Origin of the sequence: Pseudomonas sp. 15A4 (assembly GCF_016925575.1) — a bacterium.
GTDB lineage: Bacteria > Pseudomonadota > Gammaproteobacteria > Pseudomonadales > Pseudomonadaceae > Aquipseudomonas.
This window is the reverse complement of sequence record NZ_CP068986.1, coordinates 1,033,124-1,045,139: the sequence shown is the minus strand read 5'-3', so window position 1 is coordinate 1,045,139 and position 12,016 is coordinate 1,033,124. Positions and strand designations below refer to the sequence as shown.

The following is a 12,016-nucleotide window of genomic DNA, read 5'->3' as shown; positions in this document are numbered from 1 at the left end:
GCTCCTTGGTCGTACATCTGTCCTGATGCAACGTTTCAATCGGCGGGTATCCAGGTTTTTACCGCTGTCATTCGCCACTCAAGGCGAAACGACACTAACCTGCCTAATAAAATCTATCGTTCGAGTTTCAGGGCCAAATTATTGGCTGACAGGGCATGCAGGTAATCCGCATCCCGATTGGAGATGCCAATTAGACGTGCATCATCCCCAGTGTATCGTTCAGGCTCACAACCATTTCCAACCCTCTCGATATCGCGCGTCCCCGACGGCGTGAGCGTCACAGCGGTGAATGGATCGAACCGACATGACCCTGATCTCGCGCGGAGGCTGTATGAATACGTTGGGTGACCTGGCGTCCATAAGAAACAACAACTTCAACCTGATCAGAATGCTGGCCGCTACTGCGGTACTGATCTCCCACAGTTATCCTCTTGCACTCGGCCGTGAAGCGATCGAGCCGCTCTCGAAGTGGATCGGCCTGTCACTGGGTGAACTGGCGGTGATCACTTTCTTCTGCGTCTCCGGCTTTTTCATCTCCCTGAGTCGCGATCGCGCGGCCAGCACGATGGACTTTTTCATCGCTCGGTTTCTGCGCATCTATCCTGGGCTAACACTTGTGCTGCTGATCAGCGTGTTGCTGATCGGAGCCTTGTTTACGACACTGGGTCCGTCAGAATATTTCAGTTCAGGTGAAACATACGGTTATCTAACCCATAACCTGACGCTCTTCAGCATGAAATTCCAGCTGCCTGGCGTGTTCGAGAACAACCCTTGGCCCGGCATCAACGGGTCGCTGTGGACACTCTTTTACGAGGTCACGCTCTACGTACTGGTCGGCGGACTTGGCGCATTCGCGTTCTACAGTGAGGGACGCAAATTCGCGGGCTTTCTAATGTTCTACGCTGCGCTGTACGTCACCTTCAAAGTCCTGATGCTGAACACCACGCTGCTCGAAGATTTCCACTGTGCCGAGTTCTTCTTCACGTGGAGTTTGCCGTTTGTGCTGGGCATGTCGTTCTACCGATATCGCGACTATATCCCGCATCGATTTATTGGCTTCCTGCCTTTCGCCACGTTAGCCGTCTGCACTTGGCGCACGCCGTATTTCTTTGAGTGCTTTGTGCTGGCCTGGGCGTATTTGATTTTCTACCTCGGGTTTGCCACCCGCCCCGTGACCGACCGTTACAACCAGCTGGGTGATTACTCGTACGGTGTTTATATCTACGCTTTCCCGATTCAGGAAATCCTCGCCCATCTGTTTAAAGGCATTGGGCCTGTCAGCATGATGCTGCTAGCGTTCCCGCTTGCGCTACTGGCAGCCATATTCTCTTGGCACCTTATCGAAAAGCCGGCCATGGCGTGGCGCCATGGGCTTGCCGGGGTTTTTAGCAGTGGCCTGGACAGCTTGAAAACCCGTTGGATCAGAGCAGGGAAGGGTACCGCATGATGACCTGCGCACTGGGGAAGGATCTAAACGCATACGGCATGGGTTCTACAGGGAGTTTGCGATGAAAAGATTCCAGGTGCTGGACGGCTTCCGGGGCATCTGCGCGCTAAGCGTTGCGGTTTATCACATGCACATTGCACAGAGTTTCGGCGAATGGGCGTTCTTCAGAAATGCTCATCACATGGTCAGCTTCTTCTTCGTCCTGAGCGGCTTTGTCATGGTGCACACCTATGGCCAGCGGCTGGCAACGACGGACCAGTTCAGGCAGTTTTTCATCACTCGCACCTTTCGACTGTACCCCTTGCACGTCTTTGTACTTCTGCTCGCTATCGCGTTGGAGGTTATGAAGCTGGGCGCGGAGCATGCCGGCATAGCGTTCAATCAGCCCAGCTTCACCGGACAGCGTGCGCCCGAGGAAATCATTCCCAACCTGCTGTTGTTGCAATCCTGGTGGCCGGGATTCAATCCGCAGTCCTTCAACTTTCCGGCGTGGAGTATCAGTGTCGAGTACTACCTCTACATGATCTTCGCGGGAATACTCGTGTGTACTCCGCGCTTTGCCATGCTGATATTTCTGGTTATTACTCTGACGGCTACGGCTTGCCTCTCCCTGGGACTTGCCTTCCTGATGGAGCCCGCCTTGCAAGGCCTGTCCTGTTTCTTCGCAGGCGTGATGACCTACCAGATCTATCAGGTCATCCAACACAAGAGCATTCCGCGCTGGCTGCACACAGCGTTGGAAGTGGTCGGGATCTGCCTGACAGTGGACTTGCTGGTGAGTAACGCCGATCACAAACAGATCATTCTGATGATGAGCTTCTGCGCGCTGATGCTGATTTTCTCGTTTGAGGGAGGGGTCATTTCAACCCTGTTGAAGGCTGGCCCCTTTGAAAAACTGGGCACGCTTTCCTACTCGATTTACATGACCCATGCGATGGTGCTATTCGCCTTTACACTCGCCATGCTGCTGGTGGGGAAAATCACCGGCCACGCTATCGTCACCTACGCCGGTGCTTCGCCAGGTCCGATGCTTTCTTTCAACGACCCAGTGGCTGATAACTTCCTGCTGCTTGGCCTATTGATCATCATCGTGGGCATATCTACGGTCAGCCACCGCTTCATTGAACAGCGAGGTATTGAATGGGGCAAACGCTTGAGCAGGCGAGGGAGGATGACGTCGGCGATCAATCCCATCAAAACGGTTAGCTGAATCCTCAAACAAAAAAGCCCCAATCGATTCGCATCATTGGGGCTGTTTCGTTAGCGGCTGAACCTTAGAAATCCAGGTTCGACACCGCCAGTGCGTTGGCTTCGATGAAGTCGCGGCGCGGTTCTACTGCATCACCCATCAAGGTGTTGAAGATCTGATCAGCGCCGATGGCGTCTTCGATCGTCACCTTGAGCATGCGTCGGACACTTGGGTCCATCGTGGTCTCCCACAATTGATCGGGGTTCATTTCACCGAGACCTTTGTAGCGCTGGATGGTGTGGCGCTTAGTGCTCTCTGCCATCAACCAGGCCAGTGCTTCCTTGAACTCCGTCACAGATTTCTTGCGTTCGCCACGTTGAACGTAAGCGCCTTCCTCCAGCAGCGTGCTGATCTGAGCACCGAGCGCTGTGACTGTCTTGTAGTCATTACTGCCGAAGAAATCGCGGTTGAACGTCACGTAGTTGGACAGACCATGGGAGATCAGTTCGACCTCTGGCAGCCATACGTTACGCTCGCGGTCTTCACGCAAGCTGGCCTTGTAGACCAAGCCGGATTTCTCACCCACGCGCAGACGTTCATCAAACTTCGCCAGCCACTCTTGCATGGCGGCATGATCGAGACAGCTGCTCCATTGGTACAGCTGGCAGGTAGACGAAGTGCTCGGTCAGCTCTTGCGGGTACAGACGGGAGAGACGCTTCAGGGTCTTCATGACCATGCGGAAGTCGTGAACCAGTTTCTCCAGCGCTGCACCGGAAATGCCAGGCGCCGATTCGTTCAGGTGCAGGCTTGCATCCTCAAGAGCCGACTGAGTCATGTACTCTTCCATGGCATCGTCGTCTTTGATGTACTGCTCTTGCTTGCCTTTCTTCACCTTGTACAGCGGCGGCTGGGCAATGTAGATGTAGCCACGCTCTACCAGTTCTGGCAGCTGACGGAAGAAGAAGGTTAGCAACAGGGTACGGATATGCGAACCGTCGACGTCAGCATCGGTCATGATGATGATGTTGTGATAGCGCAGTTTTTCGATGTTGTACTCGTCACGGCCAATACCGCAGCCCAGTGCCGTGATCAACGTACCCACTTCCTGGGACGAGATCATCTTGTCGAAGCGGGCCTTTTCCACGTTCAGGATCTTGCCCTTCAGTGGCAGGATGGCCTGAGTCTTACGGTTACGTCCCTGCTTGGCGGAACCGCCAGCAGAGTCACCTTCCACAAGATACAGCTCGGAAAGGGCAGGGTCCTTTTCCTGGCAGTCAGCCAGCTTGCCGGGCAGGCCTGCGATATCCAGCGCACCTTTGCGGCGAGTCATCTCACGGGCTTTACGCGCGGCTTCACGAGCACGTGCCGCATCGATCATCTTGCCGACAACGGCTTTGGCTTCGTTTGGGTTCTCGAGCAGGAAGTCAGAAAAGTACTTGCCCATTTCCTGCTCAACCGCGGTCTTCACTTCTGAAGACACCAGCTTGTCTTTCGTCTGCGAGCTGAACTTCGGATCAGGAACCTTGACGGAGATGATCGCTGTCAGGCCTTCACGCGCATCGTCACCGGTGGTGGCGACCTTGTGCTTCTTCGCCAGACCTTCCTGCTCAATGTAGTTGTTCAGGTTACGCGTCAGGGCAGAGCGGAAGCCGACGAGGTGGGTACCAACCGTCGCGCTGCGGAATGTTGTTGGTGAAGCACAGCAGGTTTTCATTGAAGCTGTCATTCCACTGCAGGGCAATCTCAACGCCGATGCCATCCTCACGCTGGATGTTGAAGTGGAAGACCTGATTCACAGGTGTCTTGTTGGTGTTCAAGTATTCAACGAACGCCCGCAGACCGCCTTCATATTTGAACAGCTCTTCCTTGCCGCTGCGCTCGTCCTTAAGAACGATACCCACACCGGAGTTGAGGAACGACAACTCGCGAATGCGCTTGGCGAGGATGTCCCAGCTGAAGTGAATATTCTTGAAGGTTTCGGAGGAGGGCTTGAAGTGGATCTCTGTACCCGTGGTGTCACTTTCACCAACGATCTGCATTGGCTCTTGTGGAACACCATGAACGTACGTCTGTTCCCACACTTTACCGCTGCGGCGAACAGTGAGGTTTAAAACCTCGGAAAGTGCGTTGACGACCGAAACGCCCACACCGTGCAGACCGCCTGACACCTTGTAGGAGTTGTCGTCGAACTTACCGCCAGCGTGCAATACAGTCATGATGACTTCGGCCGCTGAAACGCCTTCTTCTTTATGCACGTCAACCGGAATGCCACGACCGTTGTCACGAACAGTGATCGATTCGTCCGGGTGAATGATGATACTGATGTCGTCACAGTGACCGGCCAACGCCTCGTCGATCGAGTTGTCCACAACCTCAAACACCATATGGTGCAGGCCGCTGCCATCGTCTGTGTCGCCGATATACATACCAGGACGCTTGCGTACGGCATCGAGCCCTTTCAGCACTTTGATGCTGGTCGAGTCGTACGTTTGGTTTTCGCTCATGCCTTCACTCCCGGTGGTCGTGGGTCTGGGTGATATTGCCGTGTTCCACGTGGAACAAAGCAACTGGCGTTTCCATCAGCCAGCCTTCCCTCAACAATTCATGATCTACGCAGGTGATAAACACCTGGCAGCGTAATTCTTCCAGCAGGCGACATAGCGCACCGCGGTGATTCTCATCGAGTTCCGATGGAAGATCGTCGACGAGATAAATGCATTGGCCCCGACGGGCCGCACTGACTAGATGTCCTTGAGCAATACGAAGGGCACAGACCACAAGCTTCTGCTGCCCACGAGAAAGAATATCCGCCGCGTTGTGCCCGCCAAGTCGCAAGCGCAAGTCCGCGCGTTGCGGCCCCGCTTGCGTGTGACCCATTTGCTGGTCACGGTAGAGGGACGCTGACAGAACGTCACTCAGGTTTTTATCCTTGTCCCATCCTCGATAGTAACTAAGCGTCAGCCCATCGATCTGAACAAGCTCACTCAGTGTCTGCTCGAACACAGGCTTCAGCGCTTTGATATAAGCGCGCCGAAACTCGTCAATCTCATCGCTCGCAAGACACAGTTCACGGTCCCATGCGGCCTGCGAAGCGGCGTCAAGTGTACCATGGCGAAGCCACGAGTTCCGCTGCCTGAGGGCCTTCTGAAGCCGCTGCCAGGTCGACATGAAACGAGGTTCCACGTGGAACACTCCCCAATCCAGAAACTGACGACGGATCTTCGGCGCACCCTCAAGGAGTCGAAAACTGTCGGGGTTGATTAGCTGGAGCGGTAACGTTTCGGCGAGTTGCGCGGCGCTCTTTGCGTTCTGCCCATCAATACGGATCTGGAAGTCTCCCTGACGCTCTCGGGAAACACCCAGACTGCTGTGGCCACCTTCAGCAAGTTCAACCTGGCCGAAGACCGTGCACGCAGGTTGCTCGTATTGAATAACTGGCTGCAATCGCGCGCTACGAAAAGAGCGCGCCAAGCCAAGGAGATGTATAGCTTCCAGCACACTGGTTTTGCCGCTGCCGTTGGCGCCGTAGAGGATGTTGATGCGGGGAGATGGGGAGAAGGTCACCGGGTGCAGATTGCGCACTCCGGTGACCGAGACGCGGCTAAGAGACATCGATCAACTGCTGTTAGAGGCGCATCGGCATAACGACATAGGCCGAGTCGTCGTTGCCTGACTCCTGCACCAAAGCGCTGCTGTTCGAGTCCGAAAGAATCAGACGGACTTGCTCCGTGGTCATGACACCCAGTACGTCGAGCAGGTAGCTCACGTTAAATCCGATCTCAAGAGAGCTGCCGTTGTAGTCGACGCTGATTTCTTCCTCGGCTTCTTCCTGCTCCGGGTTGTTCGCTTGAATCTTCAACTGGCCGTTGGCCAACTGAAGGCGGATACCCCGATATTTTTCGTTGGAGAGAATTGCCGTACGGCTGAACGCCTCGCGCAGTGCCTGACGATCACCGACGACTAGCTTGTCACCACCCTTGGGCAGCACTCGCTCGTAGTCAGGGAATTTGCCGTCGACAAGCTTGGATGTGAATGTGAACTCACCCGTGGTCGCGCGAATGTGATGCTGACCCAGCACGATGCTGACCAGACCGTCTTGCTCAGTGAGCAGTCGCGCGAGTTCGAGGATGCCCTTACGCGGCACGATCACCTGGTGGCGGTCAGCTTGCTCGATCTCTGCAGCCATGGAACACATCGCAAGACGATGCCCATCGGTAGCGACCGCGCGGAGAATGCCCGCCTGGACCTCAAGCAGCATGCCGTTGAGGTAGTAGCGGACGTCCTGCTGGGCCATGGCAAAGCTGGTGCGCTCGATCAAGCGGCGCAGCTTGCTTTGAATAAGGCTGAACGTAAGCGAACCCGGACCTTCTTCCACAGTAGGGAAGTCATTGGCAGGCAAGGTAGAAAGCGTAAAGCGGCTGCGACCCGCTTTGACAATCAGCTTTTGCTCGTCGAGCTTGATGTCAATCAGCGCGTCATTGGGAATGCTTTTGCAGATGTCCATCAGCTTGCGCGCGGGGACGGTGATTTCGCCGGGCTCAGCAGGCTCTTCCAACTGCACACGGCCGACCAGCTCGACTTCGAGGTCGGTACCGGTCAAAGACAATTGCTGGCCCTCAACGACCAAGAGTACGTTCGAAAGAACCGGCAAGGTCTGACGGCGTTCGACAACGCCCGCGACCAGTTGCAGGGGTTTCAACAGGGCTTCGCGTTGAATGGTGAAATGCATGGTCTAGTCCCTTGCCTTGATAAGCTGCGTCAGCGTCACGTTGTCAATGTCCGCAGCAGGTTCTTGTAGTCCTCGCGGATGTCCGCATCGGATTCTTTCAATTCGTTGATCTTCCGGCACGCGTGCAACACCGTTGTGTGGTCACGGCCGCCAAACACATCGCCGATTTCCGGAAGACTGTGGTTGGTCAGTTCCTTGGACAAAGCCATCGCTACTTGCCGCGGTCTTGCGACAGACCTCGATCGGCGTTTGGACAGCAAGTCGGAGATCTTGATCTTGTAGTACTCGGCCACGGTCCGCTGAATGTTATCCACACTCACCAGCTTGTCTTGCAATGCGAGCAAGTCCTTCAACGATTCACGGATCAGTTCAATGGTGATGTCTCGGCCCATGAAGTGCGAGTGAGCGATGACACGCTTCAGCGCACCCTCAAGCTCACGCACGTTAGACCGGATGCGCTGAGCAATGAAGAACGCGGCGTCATGAGGGAGATCGACTTTCGCCTGATCTGCCTTCTTCATCAAAATCGCCACCCGCGTTTCCAGCTCAGGAGGCTCGACCGCAACTGTTAGGCCCCAACCGAAACGTGACTTCAGGCGCTCTTCCAGGCCTTCGATCTCTTTAGGGTAGCGGTCACTCGTGAGAATAACCTGCTGCCCCCCTCCAGAAGCGCGTTGAAGGTGTGGAAAAACTCTTCCTGGGAACGCTCTTTGCGTGCAAAGAATTGAATGTCATCAATCAGCAGCGCATCGACTGAGCGATAGAACCGCTTGAACTCATTGATTGCGTTGAGCTGAAGCGCCTTGACCATGTCCGCCACAAAACGCTCGGAGTGCAAATACACAACCTTGGCATTAGGGTTCTTCTTGAGCAAGTGGTTACCCACAGCATGCATCAAGTGAGTTTTACCCAAGCCCACGCCGCCATACAGGAAGAGCGGGTTGTAACCGTGTTTGGGATTGTCCGCTACCTGCCAGGCGGCTGCTCGCGCCAGCTGGTTGGATTTACCTTCAACAAAGTTTTCGAACGTGAAGGTCCTGTTCAGATAGCTGGTGTGCTTCAGCGCGCCCTCAACCTGAACATTACGCTGCTCGGCGCGAGCAGGAGCTTGCTGGGAACTGGCGCCTGCCATTGGATCGAAGCTCGCCCGGGAAGGCTCGTCCTCGACATTCAAGGAGGTCTGAATCGTCGGAGCAGGTGTTGCGACGGACTGCGGCGCCGGTGAGGCCACCGGCGCATCGTTGTTGGTAGCGATCTGAGCGGCCTGAGATGCGGCAGCAGCTGCAGCGAGCGGTGCGTTCGGGGCTGCACGTGGCGCCGAACTACGCTTGCTGCCTATTAATAAGGAAAGCGCCGGCGCGACTCCCTGACCGTGCTCGCCCAGCAGCTCGAGCAATCGACCCAGGTACTTCTCATTGACCCAATCCAGCACAAATCGGTTGGGTGCATACACGCGCAATTCGTCGCCTTCGGCTTCAACCTGTAACGGGCGGATCCAGGTGTTGAATTGCTGGGCAGGCAGCTCATCGCGCAAGAGCTCAACGCATTGCTGCCAAAGTTCCACTGACACAAATATCCCCTAGGTTCCGAAGTCGGCGCGGCAAAAACAAGCGGCCATTGTAACCACCCGTAGCGGACTTATCCACATGAAGGTAGGGCGCCGGATCATGAAACCAGACAGAAAGTCCTAAAAAGAACGACCATCAGTGGATAGTTAAGGTCTGTGGATAACCTACCCTCAGCTCGTTGCATAACCTCGGTCTGAAACCTGTGGATAATACGCCTGTGTATAAGTGCGCGTTCTATCCACAGCTTGTAGCCAGCTGTCACACACCCGCAGCACCGTTTGTGGACAGACTTTCTTTGCTCTGTACATCACGTAATACGGGGCTTGTAGGATCTTATCCACAGAAATCCTCGCCCTAAGCTTTTATAAGCTTTACAAAGAAGCTTTAAATACCTTCCTTCTTTATTTCTATATCTACGTGCCAAGAATGCACCGCCCGATCTCTCGCTGTCGATGGAATGCACTCAGGAAGTAAATGCAAGAAACATTGGTTGGAAATTGACCTGCGTGCCCGCTTTCTCTAGAATCCCCGGTCTCTTAAAACGGGGGCCATTCCGGCCCGTTGTGGACGAACCAGGTAACACGCCATGAAACGTACTTTCCAACCCAGCACTATCAAGCGCGCTCGCACCCACGGTTTCCGTGCTCGTATGGCCACCAAAAACGGTCGCGCAGTTCTGTCGCGTCGTCGCGCCAAAGGCCGTAAGCGTCTGGCAGTTTGATTAATCGGCACAGGTGGTGAGTCAGGACTTCAGTCGGGAAAAGCGTTTGCTGACACCCCGGCATTTCAAGGCAGTCTTTGACTCCCCCACCGGCAAGGTTCCGGGGAAAAATCTCCTGCTCCTTGTGCGCAACAACGACCTTGATCATCCCCGTCTCGGGCTGGTGATCGGCAAGAAGAGCGTGAAGCTCTCCGTCGAGCGCAACCGTTTGAAACGCCTGATGCGTGAGTCGTTTCGCCTTCACCAGGACAACCTGGTCGGATGGGATATCGTCGTCGTCGCACGCAAAGGCTTGGGTGACATTGAAAACCCCGAATTGATTCAGCATTTCGGCAAGCTCTGGAAACGTCTGGCGCGCAGCCGGCCCGATCCCGAACTTAAAACCGAAACTGCGGGGGTAGACAGTCCTGATGCGTAAACTGGCGCTCGTTCCGATCCAGTTTTACCGCTATGCCATCAGTCCTCTGATGGCCAGTCACTGTCGTTTCTACCCCAGTTGCTCCTGCTACGCGTACGAGGCCATTGAAAATTATGGTCTGGTGCGCGGTGGCTGGCTGACCTTACGTCGCTTAGGTCGGTGTCATCCGTGGAATCCCGGTGGTTATGACCCGGTTCCACCTGCTCCCACCTCCCGTTCCTCTTCGATGGCCGAGTAATCATGGATATTAAACGCACGATCCTGATCGTCGCCCTGGCAATCGTGACCTATGTCGGTGTCCTGAAATGGAACCAGGACTACGGTCAGGCTGCTTTGCCGACTCAGAATGTTGCTGCCAACACCAATACATCCGCTATTCCTGATGCTCCGCAAGGTTCAGCGACTGCCAATGCAGACGTGCCTAGCGCTACCGGCGAAGTGGCTGCGCCTGCGGAAATGCCGGTGGCCACCAGCAAAGATCTGATCCAGGTGAAGACAGACGTCCTTAATCTGGAGATTGATCCGGTAGGGGGCGATGTGGTGCAGCTTCGTTTGCCACTTTATCCACGCCGTCAGGATCATCCCGAGATTCCTTTCCAGCTGTTCGATAACGGCGGCGAACGGATCTTTCTCGCTCAGAGCGGTCTGACTGGCGCAAACGGCCCTGACGCCCGAGCCACTGGTCGCCCGGTCTACTCGGCCACGCAAAAAGCTACCAGTTGACTGATGGTCAGAACGACTTGGTCGTCGACCTGAAATTCAGCGACGGCGGCGTCAACTACATTAAGCGCTTTACGTTCAAACGCGGTCTGTATGACCTGACCGTTTCTTACGTGATTGACAACCAGAGCGCCCAGCCTTGGAACGGTAACCTGTTCGCACAGCTGAAACGTGATTCGAGCGCTGACCCATCCTCGACGACTGCCACTGGCACGGCCACCTATCTGGGTGCTGCGATGTGGACTCCTTCGGAGCCTTACAAAAAGGTTTCCATGAAGGACATCGACAAAGGTTCGGTGAAGGACACCGTTCAGGGTGGTTGGGTTGCCTGGTTGCAGCATTACTTCGTGACCGCCTGGATTCCGAACAAAACTGATAGCAACACCGTCACCACCCGTAAGGACAGTGCCGGCAATTACATCATCGGTTTCACAGGCCCGGCACTGACAGTCGCACCTGGCGCTAAAGCCGAGACCACTACAACGCTTTACGCCGGGCCGAAGAGTCAGGCAGTCCTGAAGGAGTTGTCCCCAGGTCTTGAATTGACGGTGGATTACGGGATTCTGTGGTTCATTGCCCAGCCTATTTTCTGGCTGCTGCAACATATCCACAGCATCGTAGGTAACTGGGGCTGGTCGATCATCTTCCTGACCATGCTAATCAAGGGGCTTTTCTTCCCTCTTTCGGCGGCCAGTTACAAGTCGATGGCACGCATGCGTGCAGTTGCTCCTCGCTTGGCCGCGTTGAAAGAGCAGCATGGCGACGATCGTCAGAAGCTTTCTCAATCGATGATGGAGCTGTACAAGAAAGAGAAGATCAACCCGTTGGGTGGATGCTTGCCGATCTTGGTACAGATGCCGGTGTTTCTGTCGCTTTACTGGGTACTGCTTGAAAGTGTTGAAATGCGCCAGGCACCTTGGCTGCTGTGGATAACCGACCTGTCGATCAAGGATCCGTTCTTTATCCTGCCGATCATCATGGGCGCTACCATGTTTATCCAGCAGCGTTTGAACCCGACACCGCCGGATCCGATGCAGGCCAAAGTCATGAAGCTGATGCCAATCATCTTCACGTTCTTCTTCCTGTGGTTCCCGGCTGGTCTGGTGCTGTACTGGGTTGTGAACAACACCTTGTCCATCACTCAGCAGTGGTACATCACCCGCAGCATCGAAGCGAAAGCCAAGAAAGCTGAAGCCTGATCTACCCTGTTAACAAGTCATTCA

General features: G+C 55.0%; 7 protein-coding genes and 3 pseudogenes. 6 read left to right on the top strand and 4 right to left on the bottom strand.

Annotated elements, in window-relative coordinates:
* Window positions 1–304 precede the first annotated feature (304 nt).
* A complete protein-coding gene (locus JN403_RS04630) occupies window positions 305–1,447 on the top strand; it encodes an acyltransferase (protein WP_205485630.1) in 1,143 nt (380 codons plus the stop codon).
* A 61-nt stretch (window positions 1,448–1,508) separates the two neighbouring features.
* Window positions 1,509–2,657 carry an acyltransferase gene (locus tag JN403_RS04625; protein WP_205485628.1) on the top strand — a complete coding sequence of 383 codons (1,149 nt, stop codon included), beginning with the start codon at window positions 1,509–1,511 and terminating at the stop codon, window positions 2,655–2,657.
* A 64-nt stretch (window positions 2,658–2,721) separates the two neighbouring features.
* Here JN403_RS04625 and gyrB read toward each other — a convergent pair.
* The 4 genes and pseudogenes from gyrB to JN403_RS04605 form a co-directional block, all read right to left on the bottom strand.
* Window positions 2,722–5,141: pseudogene (gene gyrB, locus JN403_RS04620) on the bottom strand (DNA topoisomerase (ATP-hydrolyzing) subunit B).
* A gap of 4 nt (window positions 5,142–5,145) precedes the next feature.
* Window positions 5,146–6,249: a DNA replication/repair protein RecF gene (gene recF / locus JN403_RS04615; protein WP_205485626.1), complete on the bottom strand. Its 1,104-nt coding sequence runs from the start codon at window positions 6,247–6,249 to the stop codon at window positions 5,146–5,148.
* A gap of 13 nt (window positions 6,250–6,262) precedes the next feature.
* Window positions 6,263–7,366, bottom strand: a complete 1,104-nt coding sequence (gene dnaN, locus JN403_RS04610; RefSeq protein ID WP_205485624.1) for a DNA polymerase III subunit beta — start codon at window positions 7,364–7,366, stop codon at window positions 6,263–6,265.
* A 35-nt stretch (window positions 7,367–7,401) separates the two neighbouring features.
* Window positions 7,402–8,874, bottom strand: a pseudogene (locus tag JN403_RS04605) (chromosomal replication initiator protein DnaA).
* Between the two features lie 646 nt (window positions 8,875–9,520).
* On the opposite strand from JN403_RS04605, the gene rpmH reads away from it, so the two are divergent.
* The 4 genes and pseudogenes from rpmH to yidC all read left to right on the top strand — a co-directional run bounded on the left by rpmH (window position 9,521) and on the right by yidC (window position 11,992).
* Window positions 9,521–9,655: a 50S ribosomal protein L34 gene (gene rpmH / locus JN403_RS04600; RefSeq protein ID WP_002551315.1), complete on the top strand. Its 135-nt coding sequence runs from the start codon at window positions 9,521–9,523 to the stop codon at window positions 9,653–9,655.
* A 16-nt stretch (window positions 9,656–9,671) separates the two neighbouring features.
* Window positions 9,672–10,073 (top strand): ribonuclease P protein component, encoded by a 402-nt coding sequence (gene rnpA / locus JN403_RS04595; protein ID WP_122534378.1) that lies wholly within the window; start codon window positions 9,672–9,674, stop codon window positions 10,071–10,073.
* Complete coding sequence (gene yidD / locus JN403_RS04590) at window positions 10,066–10,311, top strand: membrane protein insertion efficiency factor YidD (protein WP_074886126.1); 246 nt, start codon at window positions 10,066–10,068, stop codon at window positions 10,309–10,311. Before rnpA ends, yidD begins: the two co-directional genes overlap by 8 nt.
* A gap of 2 nt (window positions 10,312–10,313) precedes the next feature.
* A pseudogene (gene yidC, locus JN403_RS04585) lies at window positions 10,314–11,992 on the top strand (membrane protein insertase YidC).
* Window positions 11,993–12,016 lie beyond the last annotated feature (24 nt).